At 58.7% G+C, this 15,605-nt stretch carries 17 protein-coding genes and 1 tRNA gene; all 18 read right to left on the reverse strand.

Going from position 1 to position 15,605, the window contains the following annotated elements:
* Positions 1-1,695 carry a 2-isopropylmalate synthase gene (gene leuA, locus MHH62_RS18415; protein WP_038451337.1) on the reverse strand — a complete coding sequence of 565 codons (1,695 nt, stop codon included), beginning with the start codon at positions 1,693-1,695 and terminating at the stop codon, positions 1-3.
* Between the two features lie 583 nt (positions 1,696-2,278).
* Positions 2,279-2,354: transfer RNA gene (locus tag MHH62_RS18420), tRNA-Lys, on the reverse strand.
* 123 nt (positions 2,355-2,477) lie between these two features.
* Positions 2,478-3,125, reverse strand: a complete 648-nt coding sequence (gene queE, locus MHH62_RS18425; RefSeq protein ID WP_020302705.1) for a 7-carboxy-7-deazaguanine synthase QueE — start codon at positions 3,123-3,125, stop codon at positions 2,478-2,480.
* A 164-nt stretch (positions 3,126-3,289) separates the two neighbouring features.
* Positions 3,290-4,120 (reverse strand): tol-pal system protein YbgF, encoded by an 831-nt coding sequence (gene ybgF, locus MHH62_RS18430; RefSeq protein WP_014719713.1) that lies wholly within the window; start codon positions 4,118-4,120, stop codon positions 3,290-3,292.
* 6 nt (positions 4,121-4,126) lie between these two features.
* Entirely contained in the window at positions 4,127-4,627 is a 501-nt protein-coding gene (gene pal, locus MHH62_RS18435; RefSeq protein WP_003193861.1) for a peptidoglycan-associated lipoprotein Pal, read from the reverse strand.
* 55 nt (positions 4,628-4,682) lie between these two features.
* Positions 4,683-5,963, reverse strand: a complete 1,281-nt coding sequence (gene tolB / locus MHH62_RS18440) for a Tol-Pal system beta propeller repeat protein TolB (RefSeq protein WP_032874245.1) — start codon at positions 5,961-5,963, stop codon at positions 4,683-4,685.
* Positions 5,964-5,980: 17 nt separating this feature from the next.
* Complete coding sequence (gene tolA / locus MHH62_RS18445; RefSeq protein ID WP_339231593.1) at positions 5,981-7,090, reverse strand: cell envelope integrity protein TolA; 1,110 nt, start codon at positions 7,088-7,090, stop codon at positions 5,981-5,983.
* Positions 7,090-7,542, reverse strand: a complete 453-nt coding sequence (tolR, locus tag MHH62_RS18450; RefSeq protein ID WP_161793227.1) for a protein TolR — start codon at positions 7,540-7,542, stop codon at positions 7,090-7,092. Before tolR ends, tolA begins: the two co-directional genes overlap by 1 nt.
* Before the next feature lie 23 nt (positions 7,543-7,565).
* Positions 7,566-8,261: a protein TolQ gene (gene tolQ, locus MHH62_RS18455; RefSeq protein ID WP_339231595.1), complete on the reverse strand. Its 696-nt coding sequence runs from the start codon at positions 8,259-8,261 to the stop codon at positions 7,566-7,568.
* A gap of 1 nt (position 8,262) precedes the next feature.
* Positions 8,263-8,718, reverse strand: coding sequence for a tol-pal system-associated acyl-CoA thioesterase (gene ybgC / locus MHH62_RS18460; protein WP_014719714.1), 456 nt, complete (start codon positions 8,716-8,718; stop codon positions 8,263-8,265).
* A gap of 139 nt (positions 8,719-8,857) precedes the next feature.
* Entirely contained in the window at positions 8,858-9,916 is a 1,059-nt protein-coding gene (ruvB, locus tag MHH62_RS18465) for a Holliday junction branch migration DNA helicase RuvB (RefSeq protein ID WP_003193867.1), read from the reverse strand.
* On the reverse strand, positions 9,917-10,528 hold the full coding sequence (ruvA, locus tag MHH62_RS18470) for a Holliday junction branch migration protein RuvA (RefSeq protein ID WP_003193868.1): 612 nt from the start codon (positions 10,526-10,528) through the stop codon (positions 9,917-9,919).
* A 69-nt stretch (positions 10,529-10,597) separates the two neighbouring features.
* A complete protein-coding gene (ruvC, locus tag MHH62_RS18475; protein ID WP_019821257.1) occupies positions 10,598-11,122 on the reverse strand; it encodes a crossover junction endodeoxyribonuclease RuvC in 525 nt (174 codons plus the stop codon).
* 171 nt (positions 11,123-11,293) lie between these two features.
* Positions 11,294-12,040: a YebC/PmpR family DNA-binding transcriptional regulator gene (locus tag MHH62_RS18480; RefSeq protein ID WP_003193870.1), complete on the reverse strand. Its 747-nt coding sequence runs from the start codon at positions 12,038-12,040 to the stop codon at positions 11,294-11,296.
* Between the two features lie 135 nt (positions 12,041-12,175).
* Complete coding sequence (gene aspS / locus MHH62_RS18485) at positions 12,176-13,951, reverse strand: aspartate--tRNA ligase (RefSeq protein WP_032895509.1); 1,776 nt, start codon at positions 13,949-13,951, stop codon at positions 12,176-12,178.
* A 108-nt stretch (positions 13,952-14,059) separates the two neighbouring features.
* Positions 14,060-14,281 carry a zinc ribbon domain-containing protein gene (locus MHH62_RS18490; RefSeq protein ID WP_003193872.1) on the reverse strand — a complete coding sequence of 74 codons (222 nt, stop codon included), beginning with the start codon at positions 14,279-14,281 and terminating at the stop codon, positions 14,060-14,062.
* Between the two features lie 162 nt (positions 14,282-14,443).
* Positions 14,444-14,797, reverse strand: a complete 354-nt coding sequence (locus MHH62_RS18495) for a ribbon-helix-helix domain-containing protein (protein ID WP_019821251.1) — start codon at positions 14,795-14,797, stop codon at positions 14,444-14,446.
* 181 nt (positions 14,798-14,978) lie between these two features.
* Positions 14,979-15,452 (reverse strand): Dps family protein, encoded by a 474-nt coding sequence (locus MHH62_RS18500; RefSeq protein WP_339231598.1) that lies wholly within the window; start codon positions 15,450-15,452, stop codon positions 14,979-14,981.
* Positions 15,453-15,605: the final 153 nt, after the last annotated feature.

The following is a 15,605-nucleotide window of genomic DNA, read 5'->3' on the forward strand; positions in this document are numbered from 1 at the left end:
TCAGGACGGCACCGCAGCATTCACCAGGCTGAGCAAGCCCAGGCGCGATGCACGATTGACCGCACTGGTGACCGCTTTGAGGGAAGCGAGCAGGCTACTGCCATCACGAGCGGCGCCGAACAGCAACTGGTTGCCCACGCGAATTTCCACATAGGCCAACGCCTCAGCCTGGGCACCGTCACGGGTGGCATGTTCGTGGTAATCGGCGATATCAAAATGAATGCCACGTTGGGCAAACGCATCGACCAGCGCCGCAAGCGGGCCGTTGCCCTCGCCACTCAAGTCGATGCGCTGTGTGCCTTGTTCAAGGGTGGCCTCCAGGTAAGTCACATCGCCCTCGCTCACCAGTTTGGGGGCTCGTAACGCGTAAGGCTTGCCCTGCTCCAGGTAATGCCGGGTGAAGCAGGCAAGGATCATCTCGCCACTGATTTCCTGGCCGGAGCCATCCGCTTCCTGTTGTACCAGGCTGCTGAACTCCATCTGCAAGCGACGCGGCATCACAATGCCGTGCTGCTCCAACAGATAGGCCACGCCCCCCTTGCCCGACTGGCTGTTTACGCGAATTACCGCTTCATAGCTACGGCCCATATCGGCAGGATCGATAGGCAGGTACGGTACTTCCCACATGCCCTGTGGATTGGCTTGGCGCGCCGCAAAGCCTTTCTTGATCGCGTCCTGGTGCGAGCCGGAGAATGCGGTAAACACCAACTCACCGGCGTAAGGGTGACGAGGATGGGTCGGCAACTGATTGCAGAATTCCACCTCACGCTGGACGTGCAGGATGTCGGAGAAATCCAACTGCGGATCGATGCCGCTGGTGTAGAGGTTCATCGCCAACGTGAGGATATCTACGTTGCCAGTGCGCTCACCGTTACCGAACAACGTGCCCTCGACACGCTCGGCACCAGCCAGGCACGCCTGCTCCGCGGTGGAGACCCCAGTGCCCCGATCATTGTGCGGATGCACGCTGATGACCACACTGTCCCGGCGACTGAAGTGCCGGCAGAACCATTCGATCTGGTCGGCGAAGACATTGGCGGTAGACACCTCCACAGTGGTAGGCAGATTCAGGATCATCTTGTTACTCGGGGTCGGGCCGAACGTATCTGTCACCGCTTCACACACCTGCAGTGCAAAATCCAGCTCGGTGAAGCAAAAGGTTTCCGGGGAATACTGGAACGTCCACTGCGTATCAGGGTTTGCGTCCATGTGCTGCTTGATCTCCCGAGTTGCCTGGGTAGCAATCTCGATGCAGCCCGCCTTGTCCACATTGAAGACAACGTCCCGGAACACCGGCGCCGTCGCATTGTAAACATGCACGATGGCGCGAGGCGCGCCCTTCAACGCCTCAAACGTGCGCTCGATGAGGTGGCTGCGCGCCTGGGTCATGACCTGAATCGTCACATCATCAGGAATCGCACCGCTTTCAATCAGCTCACGGACATAGTCAAAGTCGGTCTGCGAAGCGGCAGGAAAGCCCACCTCGATCTGCTTGAAACCGACCTTCACCAGCAAATCGAAGAAACGCCGCTTGCGCTCGGCATTCATCGGCTCGATCAACGCCTGGTTGCCATCGCGCATATCCACACTGCACCAGGTAGGAGCGGCAACCTGGACAGTACTGGGCCATGTGCGATCCGGCAGGTTGACCGTGGTGAAGTGGCGATATTTGCGGGAAGGGTCCTTGAGCATCATGGCGTTTCTCCTTTTTCAGCAGTTTGTTTGTGTCAGACACACCGTCGGCGATGCCGACTGATTGGATCCAATACTAAACGAACATAGTTTGATACAAATTGCGTTGTTGAGTTTGTGGAATAAGAAAAACCAAAAAAAACCCAAGCAGACTGAAAAAACCAAAAAAAATTGCGCAAAGGCATGAAAGTCAACAATCGAAGACTTAAAAGCACGAGTTACCGGCAAGGAGCCAGGGAAAACATTTCTGACGGCAAAAAAAAACCGAGAGCCTTACTGGTGTGAGGCTCTCGGGATTTCTAAACACACGTGATTTGATACCTGTGGGTTACGCACAGGACGGGACAGGTCACCGTGAATCAAGGTCGGTCCTTTTTATTTTTCTTTATTCATATCAGCCGATTAGCTGAGCCCTTTTCTATAGTTCGCTCTTTCAAAGTACTGACAGGACTTTTTTTTTGGACGAGAGCGGGAATCTGAGCAAGGGACGGCTCACCGTCCAGTCGGTGATGCCAAATAACAGGCAAAAAAAAACCCGGAAATCCTCACTTGCGTGGGCCTTCCGGATTTTCTAAACCGCCAAAAATGGTGGGTCGTGTGGGATTCGAACCTACGACCAATTGGTTAAAAGCCAACTGCTCTACCAACTGAGCTAACGACCCGCTGTGTGGTGGCGCGTATAATACTGATTTCTAAGGATTATTCAACACCTTATTTGAAATAAATCAGAAAAAACGCATTTGAACGGTAATTCGGTGGGTAGAACGCCTCTCGCAGCCGCCTGATCAGCGCCCTGGCTCGTCGTTCCACAGGTACTTGTGCAGCTGCAATTGCAGGCGCACCGGCAGGTTGTCCGCCACTACCCAGTCGGCCAGCTCCCGGGCGTTCAGGTCGTGATGGCTGGGCGAGAACAGCACCTCGCCCGCACGACGCTCCAGGCCATACTGGATCAGCTTGGAAGTCGCCCAGTCATAGTCGTCGCGGGAACAGATGACGAACTTGACCTGATCGTTGGCCGTCAGCAAGTCGATGTTCTCGTAGCGGTTGCGGTGGGCTTCCTTGGAGTCCGGGGTCTTGAGGTCGACTACTCGGCTGACACGCGGGTCGACCGCAGAGATGTCCAGGGCGCCGCTGGTTTCCAGTGAGACCTCGTAACCCGCGTCACACAGCCGCTTGAGCAATGGGATGGCATTGGGTTGCGCCAATGGCTCACCGCCCGTCACGCAGACGTAGCGCGGCCGGTAGCCGGCAACCTGTTCCAGGATGTCGTCGAGGGTGCGCACGGTACCGCCGCTGAAGGCGTAGGCGCTGTCGCAGTATTGGCAACGCAATGGGCAGCCGGTGAGCCGTACGAATACGGTGGGCAGGCCAGCAGTGCGCGTTTCACCCTGCAACGAGTAAAAGACTTCGGTAATACGTAATGTGTCTTGCATAGTCGCCACGGGCGTAACAGCTAAACAGGCTGTCCGCCTCCGTCAGGCACTTCAAGGGATTGCGCCAACGCGTCAACCCCAGGAAGCGTGTTTCATAAAAGGGCGTGGATTCTAACGAAAAAACCCGCGACAAGCGCGGGTTTCTTCTGAACGGGCTGCATTGCTTACAAGCGTTGCAGGTCCCGCTGGGCCAACTGCGCCGCGGAGGTACCCGGATACTGGGCAACCACCTGCTGCAGAATGCCTTTGACCTTGTCGGTGTGACCCAGGCGGCGTTCTACGTCAGCGAGTTTGTACAGCGAATCCGGCACCTTGGCGTGCTTGGGGTACAGCTGGCTGACCTTGGCAAAAGCCTGGCCCGCGCCCTGCAAATCACCCTTTGCCAGGTTGACCTCACCCAACCAGTACTGGGCATTGCCCGCGTACTGGCTGTTGGGGTACTTGCGCAGGAAAGCGGTGAAGGCCTGACTGGCCTTATCGAAATCCTTGGCCTTGATCAGGTCGAAGGCTGCATCGTAATACAGTTTTTCCTTCGCCGGATCACCCGGTTCACTGCTGGCGGCAGGGGCAGCCGCGGCGGCCCCTGCTGCTGCGCCACCGGCAGCGGCGCTTGGCGCGCCACCGGCAGCAGAATTATCAGGAGTAGCGGCAGGTGCAACACCGGCTCCAATACGACGATCAAGATCCTGGTAACGCTCCAGGCCTTCTTGCTTGAGCTGGTTCACCTGGTTCTGCAGCACTTCAATGGCGCCTTGTTGCTGGGCCAATTGATCCTGCATGCGTTGCAGCTGGTTGAACAGCTCGCCCTGTGCCGAGGGAGCGGACGTAGCCGCTCCCCCCGCATAGGCGCCGTTCGTGCCATAACCTGCTGGCGGATAACTGCTCCCGCTATTGTTATAGCCTGAGTTGCTATCCGTTACAGGAACCGCAGCCCACACCGCAAGCGGTGCGAAGCTGAGAGCCAATACAGTCAGAGCACGACGGCACGTTCGCATGACGAATTACTTACGCAGTTCGACGCGACGGTTCTGAGCCCACGACTGTTCGTCGTTGCCAGTTGCAACTGGACGCTCTTTACCGTAGGAAACCAGTTCCAGTTGGCCTGGAGCAACACCTTGCAGTACCAGGTAGCGCTGAACGGCTTTCGCACGACGCTCGCCCAGTGCCATGTTGTACTCACGAGTACCACGGGCGTCAGTGTTACCTTCCAGAACAACGCGAGCGCCGTTAGCTTTCAGGTCCTTGGCGTGAACGTCCAGAGCGCGCATGGCTTCTGGCTTCAGGTCCGAACTGTCGTATTCGAAGTAGAAAGTGGTGATAGCGCGCAGAGCAGCTTCTTCGCTCAGGGAGCCGTCGACCGCACCAGTGTTGGCGCCGTAACCAGCGTTTGGATCAACAGCTGCGCCTTCACCGGCATTGTCGCCGCCTTTAGAGGAGCAACCAACGGCTACGGACAGAGCCAGAGCCAGAGCAGCAAACTTACCAAACTTCAGCATTTCCATCGTGAAACTCCTAATGAACCCCAGTGTGTTAAGTACTTCTTTTTGTAGCGCCGCGTCAGTTCAGGTAAGGGGACCAGGATGGTTCTCTGACTTCGCCTTGTGCGGTAGGAAGTGGGAGCCTTACGCGTCCATTGATGGACACGAGCATCAAGACTCCCCGGCCCTGCTGGCGGGTGGCGTAGATTACCATGGTGCCGTTGGGCGCAACAGTGGCTGACTCATCAAGGTTGGTATCTGTAAGGATTTTTACGGTTCCGCGCTGCAAATCCTGGGCCGCAACCCGGAAATTAGTGAAACCATCCTGACGGTGAATCATCACCAACGTCTTTTCATCGGCCGAAAGCTTGGGGTTGGCGTTGTAGTTACCAATAAAGGTCACACGTTCCGCACCGCCGCCGTTCACATTTGCCTTGTAGACCTGAGGCTTGCCGCCACGGTCGGAGGTGAAGTAGATGGTCGAGCCATCCTTGCCCCAGAACGGTTCGGTGTTGATGCCCGGGCCGCTGGTCACACGCGAGAGTTGACGCGAGGCCATGTTCATCACGTAGATATCCGGGTTGCCGTCCTTGGACAGCACGAAAGCCAGGCGCGAACCATCCGGCGACCAGGCTGGCGCACCATTGAGGCCTTCGAAGTTGGTGATCTGCTCACGACGGCCAGTATCGATGTGCTGCACAAAGATGCGCGGACGACGCTGTTCGAACGATACGTAGGCAATACGCTTGCCATCCGGCGCGAAGCGCGGCGACAGGATTGGCTCACGGGACTGCAGCAAGGTCACTGCACGTGCACCGTCGTAGTCCGAGCGCTGCAGGGTGTAGCGGGTGTTGTCTACCGAGAAGCGCTCAGCGGTGACGTACAACAGGCGCGTCGAGAACGCCCCTTTGATACCGGTGAGTTTCTCAAACGACTGGTCCGAGATGTAGTGGGCCATGTCGCGCAGTTGCTCGGCGGTACCCGATACGCTGCCGGTCAACACCTGCTGCTCGGTGGCCACGTTGAACAACGTGTACTGGATCTGCAGGCGACCGCCGGCCGGCGTGATGCTGCCGACCATCAGGTACTGGGCACCGACGGCCTTCCAGTCACGGAAGATGACTTCGCTGGCCTGGGTTGGCTGGCTGATCATGTTGCCTTTTGGAATCGGCGCGTAGTAACCGGAGTTACGCAGGTCGTCGCTGACGATCTGGGCCATGTCGTCCGGCAGCACGCTGCCGCCCTGCCAACCGAACGGCACGACTGCAATCGGGGTGGCCCGATCACTGCCGCTGGTTACCAGGATGTTCTTTTCATCCGCCGCCGCTATCCCTGCCATACAGCAAATAACGACAAGCATTCCTCGAAGAAGGTTTCTCACAAGGCTAGATCCTCAGGTGTGAATGTCATCTTGAATGAACGATAGGGAGCGAAGTCACTTGGTTTCATTCCCTGCATCTCGGTCAACCGGCCAATATTCTTGACCGCGGCAACCGCCGAACTGTCGAACGAACCGTCACCACTGGACTTGGCCACGCTGACCGAAGTCACCGTACCGTCCGGCAACATGCCGATCTGCAGCACTACTGTCATGCCTTTACGTGCCGAAGGTGGACGTGTCCAACCTTCCGCTGCCCGCGCCCGAATCAGGTCGTCGAAACTGCCCGCGACTTCATCGCCACGCTCATCGGCTAAGGCTTGCTGACGCTGCGGCGTGTCGGAAAGCAAATCTGCCAGGGCCTGGGCCTTTTTCTCTTCGGCGGATTTGCGTGCTGCTTCCTGGGCCTTTTTCTTGGAGGCGTCGGCGGCAGCTTTCTTCTTCGCTTCGTCGGCGACTTTCTTCTTCGCCTCGTCTGCTTCAGCTTTTTTCTTGGCGTCTTCGGCGGCTTTCTTCTTCGCGTCTTCGACTATCTTTTTCTTGGCTTCTTCAGCGGCCTTTTTCTTGGCCTCTTCTTCGGCAGCCTTCTTGGCTTCTTCTTCCGATTTCTTCTTGGCTATATCAGCCAATTGTTTCTCTTCGGCCTTTTTCGCTTCGGCAGCTTTCTCGGCTTTCTTGGCTTCATCAGCCTTTTTAGCCTCGTCGGCCTTCTTGGCTTCATCAGCCTTTTTAGCCTCGTCGGCCTTCTTGGCTTCGTCAGCCTTTTTCGATTCCTCGGCCTTTTGAGCCGCCTCTTCTTTCTTTTGTTCCGCAGCAGCCTTCACCGCTTCCTGCTCGACCTTCTTCTGTTCCATCTGCTCGACTTCAGTCTGGCGCGCGGCCGACTTCTGGGCCTCACCCGCAATCTTCTGATTGGTCTGGGTGGTGGCCTGACTTTTCGATTTCAGCTGATACAGGGTCGCCTGCACGATCGGCTTGGCTGGCGGCAGGTCCGGGGTCATGGCAAAGCTGACGAACAGCATGCCGAACACCAGGACGTGCAGGGCAATTGCCCACACGCCAGGCCAGAAGTAGCTTTCCGAGGCGGACGGCTCTCGCTGTTGCTGCATCAGGGCGCCTCGGTAATCAAGCCAACGTTACCGACGCCGGCCTTCTGCAGCCCGCCCATGGCGCCCATGACGGAGCCGTAGTCGACCGATTTGTCACCCCGGATAAACACCTGGGTGTGCTTGCCGCCTTCGTTGCCGGAGCGAATGATCTTGGTCACCGCATCGGTCATGGCCGGCAGGGTCAGGGCCTTGTCCTGCTGCTTTTGCGTGTCGACTTCGCTGCCAAGGTTCCAGTAATAGGTCTTGTCAGCCTTGATCGAAATGGTCAGGACCTGAGTGTTGTTGTCCTGCGGCAAGGCTTCACTGGAAACCTTGGGCAGATCAACCTTCACGCCCTGGTTGAGCATCGGCGCGGTCACCATGAAGATCACCAGCAGCACCAGCATCACGTCGATGTAAGGCACTACGTTCATCTCGGCGACCGGCTTGCGCTTTTTGCGAGCTCGAGCGATTAAAGCCATTGGGAATTACCTGCTTATTCTTCGCTGGTGTGCACTTTACGGTGCAGGATCGCCTGGAATTCATCGGCGAAGGTGTAGTAACGGCTGATCAAGGTTTCGCTGGTTGCGGCGAAACGGTTGTAGGCGATTACTGCGGGGATAGCGGCGAACAGGCCGATCGCGGTGGCGATCAGGGCTTCGGCAATACCCGGGGCCACGGTGGCCAGTGTGGCTTGCTGCGCCTGGGCCAGGCCGCGGAAGGAGTTCATGATCCCCCATACGGTACCGAACAGGCCGATATACGGGCTGACGGAACCCACGGTGGCGAGGAACGGCAGGCCCTGCTCAAGTTTCTCTTCTTCGCGGGAGATGGCCACGCGCATGGCACGGGCCACACCTTCCATCACCGCTTCAGGATCGACACCCGGCTGCTGGCGCAGGCGCGAGAACTCCTTGAAGCCGGCACGGAAGATCTGCTCGACGCCCGAATCCGGGTCCGGGTTGCTGCCGGCCTGGCGGTACAGTTTGGACAGGTCGATACCCGACCAGAAGCGCTCTTCAAAGCTCTCCAGGGCACGTCGACCGGCGCGCAACATGTTGCTGCGCTGAAAAATCATGACCCAAGAGGTAACCGATGCGGCTACCAGTGTCAGCATGACCAGTTGAACCACGACACTGGCATTGCTGACCAGGCTCCACATGGAGGAATGGTCGACGACGGTAGGTTCCACGCTAAATCTCCTGCTTTGATTGTTGACCCGCGCCGCTCACGGCGGCAAAGGCCGCGCGTAGAGTTTCGGGAATGGCCCGAGGTTTCAAGCTGTTGGTGCGCACACACGCCACCAGGAACTGCCCCTCACAGAGCAGCGTTGCATCCGTGGCCCGCCTGACCTGCTGTTTGAAACGCAGGCTGGCACGGTTCAATTCGATGACTTCAGCGCTGACCAGCAACTCATCGTCCAGTCGCGCCGGCGCGTAATACCGCGCCTCGCTGGAATGCACGACGAATAACAGGTCCTCGCCTACAAGCTCGGACTGGGCAAAACCCAACTCCCGCAGCCGCTCGGTTCGAGCCCGTTCCATGAATTTCAGGTAATTGACGTAATAAACGATGCCGCCGGCATCGGTGTCCTCGTAATAAACGCGACAGCGATGTGCGAACGACTGATCCCCGTTTTGCGCGCGCATACTCTAGTGCTTACTCCTCAGGTTGCCAATTGGCTGGGCAACTGTTTTTTCATTCCTGAACGCTTTTGCAGTGATTCAAATGACGACGCCAGACACTGGGACAGCACAAAGCTCAGATAAATCGTCCGGCGTAAGCTTTTTAATCGTCTACCGCATCGAGGAATTCGTCTACCACGGGCATCTCTCCCAATCGTGACGGAATGTTTAGCCCAAAGTGCAGGTAAGCATGACGCGTCACCACCCTGCCCCGCGGGGTTCGCATGATGTAGCCCTGCTGAATCAGGTACGGTTCCAGCACATCCTCAATGGTATGGCGCTCTTCGCTGATGGCTGCGGCCAGGCTGTCCACGCCCACCGGGCCACCGTCGAATTTCTCGATCATGGTCAAAAGTAGGCGTCGATCCTGGTGATCAAAACCATGTTCGTCCACATCCAGCAGGTTCAAGGCAAGGTCCGCCACGGCCTTGGTGATGTGGCCCTTGGCACGCACCTCGGCAAAGTCTCGCACGCGGCGCAGCAAACGGTTGGCAATTCGTGGCGTACCGCGAGCGCGTCGAGCGATTTCAAAGGCGCCTTCCGGGTCCAGGGGCAAGCCGAGGATACTCGCCGACCGGCTGACAATGGTCGCCAGATCGGCGGTGCTATAGAACTCTAGACGTTGAACAATGCCGAAACGGTCTCGCAGCGGGTTGGTCAGCATGCCCGCACGGGTGGTCGCGCCCACCAGGGTAAAGGGCGGCAGGTCGAGCTTGATCGAACGGGCCGCCGGGCCTTCACCGATCATGATGTCAAGCTGGAAGTCTTCCATCGCCGGGTACAGCACTTCCTCGACAATCGGTGATAACCGATGGATCTCGTCGATAAACAGTACGTCATGGGGTTCAAGATTGGTCAGCAGCGCCGCCAGGTCTCCAGGACGCTCCAGCACGGGGCCGGAGGTGGACTTGATCGACACGCCCATTTCCTGGGCGATGATATTGGCCAGGGTGGTCTTGCCCAACCCGGGCGGGCCGAAGATCAAGGTGTGGTCCAGGGACTCACTGCGCCCGCGCGCGGCCTGGATAAACAACTCCATCTGTTCGCGCACGGTGGGCTGGCCGATGTATTCGGCCAGGCTCAGCGGGCGGATGGCCCGGTCCTGGACTTCTTCACGGTCACGCGGGCCGGTGGCCGCGATCAGACGATCGGCTTCAATCACTTAAATCATTCCCTTCAGGGCACGGCGAATCATGTCTTCAGCGCTCAGGTTCTTGTCCTTGATGGCCGATACGGCCTTGCTGGCTTCCTGAGGCTTGTAGCCCAGGGAGATCAGCGCATTGACCGCATCGCTTTCGGCGCTGGCGACCTGGGCCGCCGGCATATCCGGCTGGTTCGGTACCAGGGCGAACATGCTCGGTACCACCTCCCAGGCTTTGAAGCGGTCCTTGAGCTCGACCAGCAAGCGCTCGGCAGTTTTCTTGCCGACGCCCGGCACCTTGGTCAGGGCCGAGGTATCCTGGGCCGATACAGCACGCACCAACTCATCCACTTCCAGGCTCGACATCAAGGCCAGGGCCAATTTGGGCCCCACGCCATTGAGACGAATCAGCTCGCGGAAGAAATCGCGGTCGCGCTTGCCGATGAAACCATAGAGTAGTTGCGCGTCTTCGCGCACCACTAAATGCGTGTGCAAGGTTATCGGCTCGCCGACCGACGGCAGGCGATACAAGGTGGTCATGGGCACTTCCAGCTCATAACCCAACCCATTCACATCCAGAATCAGGTGCGGCGGCTGTTTCTCAGCCAGGGTGCCGCGCAAGCGTCCAATCACGGTTCAGATCCTTAAAGCTGGGGGTCAGATCGGAGCCTGACCGCAAAAATAACGATTGCGCTGATGCTATCAGAGACGCAGGCGCCCGCCACGACTACGTGCTGCGCCCAAGCCGTGAGGCAACAGGCTGGAGCGGGTATGGGCATGGCAAATGGCGATGGCCAGGGCATCCGAGGCGTCGATCTGTGGCTTTGAAGTGAGCTTGAGCATGTGCATGACCATCATCTGCACCTGCTCCTTGTTGGCACCACCGGTACCGACCACGGCCTGCTTGACCTGGGTCGCGGTGTATTCAGCGATCTCCATGCCCTCCTCGGCACCCGCCACGATGGCGGCGCCACGGGCCTGGCCGAGCTTCAACGCCGAGTCGGCATTCTTGGCCATGAACACTTTTTCGATGCCCATGGTGACCGGGCCGTAGGTCTGGATGACTTCACGAACGCCGCGATAGACGATCTGCAGCCGCTCGGCCAATTCCCCTGCGCCAGTGCGGATGCAGCCCGAGGCGACGTACACACAGCCACGTGGGGTCTGCTGCACCACGCCAAATCCGGTGATGCGCGAACCGGGGTCGATACCTAGGATTAAAGTCATAACGCCTGCGGGTTGGATTTACAACGGCATGTGCCAGGCACACATTTGTGTAACAGCATAGAACCCCTGTGGGAGCTGGCTTGCCTGCGATGCGGGCACCTCGGTGCTTCTGTCAAGTCGAGGTGATGCTATCGCAGGCAAGCCAGCTCCCACAGTGGATATTCATCGTTCTTAAGTGAGCTGCTCGGCCACAGACTCAGGGATGTCGGCATTCGAATACACGTTCTGCACGTCATCCAGGTCTTCAAGCATGTCCAGCAGCTTCAGCACCTTCTGCGCACCGTCCAGGTCCAGTTCGGCACTGGTGGTCGGCAGCATCACGATTTCTGCGTCGGTGCCGTTGAAACCAGCGGCTTCCAGGGCGTTGCGCACGGCGTAGAAGCTGGCGAACGAGGTAAACACGTCGATGGAGCCGTCTTCGTTGGTCACGACGTCATCGGCATCCGCTTCCATTGCGGCTTCCATCAGCGCGTCTTCATCGGTGCCCGGTGCGAAGGTGATCTGCCCCTTGCGCTCGAACAGGTAGGCCACCGAACCATCCGTGCCGAGGTTGCCGCCGCACTTGCTGAACGCATGACGTACGGCTGCCGCGGTACGGTTGCGGTTGTCGGTCATGCATTCGACCATCACCGCCACGCCGCCCGGGCCGTAGCCTTCATAGGTCAGCTCGACCATATCGTCGGTGTCGGCCGCACCAGCACCACGGGCCACGGCGCGGTCGATGATGTCGCGGCTCATGTTGGCGCCCAGCGCCTTGTCCAGCGCCAGGCGCAGACGCGGGTTAGAGCCCGGGTCACCGCCACCCTGGCGGGCCGCGACGGTCAGTTCGCGAATCCACTTGGTGAAGATCTTGCCCTTCTTGGCATCCTGACGCTCTTTGCGGTGCTTGATGTTCGCCCACTTGGAATGGCCAGCCATAACACAACTCCGAATTCTCTAGAAACCTTATCAATCCCGCCCCAGGCGAGATTTCCCTCTTTTAAACGCAAAGGCGCATCCGAAGATGCGCCTTTTTGACTGCGTACAACCTTATCGCGCTTTCACGCTGCAGCCTTACTCAGCCTTCGGCGTCTCGCGCAGGCGGATGTGCAGCTCGCGCAAGGCCTTGGCATCCACCACACCCGGCGCCTGGGTCATGACGTCCGCAGCGCTCTGGGTTTTCGGGAAGGCGATCACTTCACGGATCGACTGGGCGCCGGTCATCAGCATCACCAGACGGTCCAGGCCGAACGCCAGGCCACCGTGCGGCGGCGCGCCGTATTTCAGGGCGTCGAGCAGGAAGCCGAATTTCTCTTCCTGTTCCGCTTCGTTGATGCCCAGCAGGCGGAAGACCGCTTGTTGCATCTCTTTGCGGTGGATACGGATCGAACCGCCACCCAGTTCAGTACCGTTCAACACCATGTCGTAGGCACGGGACAGCGCGCCTGCAGGGTTGGCTTCCAGCTCTTGCGGGGAGCACTTCGGTGCGGTGAACGGGTGGTGCAAGGCGCTGAAGCTGCCGTCGTCGTTCTCTTCGAACATCGGGAAGTCCACAACCCACATCGGCGCCCACTCGCAGGTCAGCAGGTTCAGGTCGTGACCGAGTTTGATACGCAGCGCGCCCAGGGCTTCGCTGACGATCTTGGCCTTGTCGGCGCCGAAGAACACGATGTCGCCATCAACCGCACCGACGCGATCAAGGATCGTGTTCAGGTTGGCTTCAGGGATGTTTTTCACGATCGGCGATTGCAGGCCGTCGACGCCGTTGGCGCGCTCGTTGACCTTGATGTACGCCAGGCCCTTGGCACCGTAGATGCCGACGAACTTGGTGTAGTCGTCGATCTGCTTGCGCGGCATGCTCGCGCCGCCAGGCACACGCAGGGCGGCGATGCGGCATTTAGGGTCGTTGGCCGGGCCGCTGAACACCTTGAAGTCGACGTCCTTGAGCTGGTCGGCCACGTCCACCAGTTCCAGCGGGTTACGCAGGTCTGGCTTGTCGGAACCGTAGCGGCGCATGGCTTCTTCGAAAGTCATGTGCGGGAATTCGCCGAACTCCAGGCCCAGCACTTCCTTGAACAGGTTGCGGATCATCTGCTCGGTCAGGCCCATGATCTCTGTTTCATCGAGGAAGCTGGTCTCGATGTCGATCTGGGTGAATTCCGGCTGGCGGTCAGCGCGCAGGTCTTCGTCACGGAAGCACTTGGCGATCTGGTAATAGCGGTCGAAACCGGCCACCATCAGCAGTTGCTTGAACAGCTGCGGCGATTGCGGCAAGGCGAAGAAGCTGCCGGCATGGGTACGGCTCGGTACCAGGTAGTCACGCGCGCCTTCCGGGGTGGCCCGGGTGAGGATCGGCGTTTCGACGTCCAGGAAGCCGTTTTCATCCAAGAAGCGGCGGATGCTGGTGGTCATGCGCGAACGCAGGCGCAGCTTCTCGGCCATTTCCGGACGACGCAAGTCCAGGAAGCGGTAGCGCAGGCGGGTTTCTTCGCCCACATCGGAGTATTCGTTGAGTGGGAACGGTGGGGTTTCCGACTCGTTCAGCACTTCCAGCTCATAGCCCAGTACTTCGATGCCGCCGGACGCCATGTTCTTGTTCACGGCACCGGCCGGACGCAGGCGTACCTTGCCGGTGATCTTGACGACGTATTCGCTGCGCACGCGGTCGGCGGCTGCAAAACTCTCGGCGCGGTCCGGGTCGAACACCACCTGGGCCAGACCATCACGGTCACGGATATCGAGGAAGATCACCCCGCCGTGGTCGCGGCGACGGTGAACCCATCCGCAAAGGGTGATTTCCTGACCTTCCAGGGTCTCGTTCAGTTGGCCGCAATAGTGGCTGCGCATCATGGTCGTGGTTTCACTTCTCGTAATTCGAAATTCGGTGGCAGGCCCGCCTCGTCACCGTACATTAAAGCAGGGGACGGATAATGCAGGAGCCTGCGCGTAGAGTTCAACTCAGTCTGCTTTGTCGCCGCCCGCCAGGTTCTTCTTGGCGCCGGTCTTGAAATCGGTCTCGTACCAGCCACTGCCGCTCAGACGGAAGCCCGGCATGGACAACATCTTCTTCAACTCAGGTGCCTGGCAGGCAGGGCAATCGACCAGCGGCGCGGCGCTGATCTTCTGAATGGCTTCCAACTGATGACCACAGGAAGCGCATTGATAGTCGTACATGGGCATGGAGATGTCTCGGCGATCAGATCGTTACAGCGCCACGCCCTGCCCTGTGCTTAAAGCCCGGCATGCGCAGCAAAGCGCGGGATTATATCTGGTAAATCAACACAGCGCAGCCGGCTTTGTGCCCAGGGCCCGGCCCGCCGGGATGACGGACCGACCACCGGACTACTGCGCGAGCGTGTCCGCGGACGTGAGGGCGTCCCGGCCTTTGAGCACATGGACCACGCACACCACCCTCACCAGCCCACTGAAGTTCTTCACGCCTCCGTAACGCAAATGCACTTCCCGATCGACGTAGGACAACAATGCACTGACCGAACAGGTATTGAGCCTGGCGATTTCCGTCAGGATGTTCCAATAGATCTGTTCAAGCCGCAGGCAGGTAGAAAACCCATTGAGCCTGACCGACCGGGACAGCGGCTTGGCCAGCCCCATATCAAAACCCTTGGCAAAAGGGTCGACCTTTATCTTGTGAAAACCACAGGTTTCCATCACTCCCTTACCCACTCCACGTGACATACAGCTGACACTCCATTGCCAAACAACAGCCAACAGGTTTCTCCCATTGGACGATGGGCCTATAAAACAGCAGCCAGCACAGAGCAGCCAGAAGACGGGGAGTTGTTAGTCGTAGGACAACGCCAGGAAGCGCAGGGAAACCAGCAGGCGGCGCCCAAAAGGCGCCGCCAGGGTTCGACGATTACTGGTTTTCAAGCAGGGAGCGCAGCATCCACGCGGTTTTCTCGTGAACCTGCATACGCTGGGTCAAGAGGTCCGCCGTCGGCTCATCACTGACTTTGTCGAGCAATGGGAAGATGCCCCGCGCGGTACGCGTGACTGCTTCCTGGCCGGCGACCAACTGCTTGATCATCTCTTCGGCTCTCGGCACACCCTCTTCTTCCTTGATGGAAGACAGGCGGGCGTAAATCGAATAGGCACCCGGCGCCGGGAAGCCCAGGGCACGGATACGCTCAGCAATGGAGTCCACTGCCAGCGCCAGCTCGTTGTACTGCTCTTCGAACATCAGGTGCAGTGTACGAAACATGGGGCCTGTGACGTTCCAATGGAAATTGTGGGTCTTCAGATACAGAACATAGGTATCGGAGAGCAGGCGGGAAAGTCCGTCGACGATGGATTTACGGTCTTCTTCACTGATACCAATATCGATTGCCATGTGTTTCCCCTTCAATTGACGAGCATTCATTGATCAGGTGCAGCTCCACTCTAGCAAGAGAGTGCGCCACGTGCAGCCCGACACACTCGGACGGCATGCGGCAAATCGCCCCGCACCGCCTGCGAGATCTGAGTTGGCAAGCCTGTTTACCTG

Source organism: Pseudomonas sp. FSL L8-0168, from assembly GCF_037976155.1.
Taxonomy (GTDB): Bacteria; Pseudomonadota; Gammaproteobacteria; order Pseudomonadales; family Pseudomonadaceae; genus Aquipseudomonas; species Aquipseudomonas paracarnis.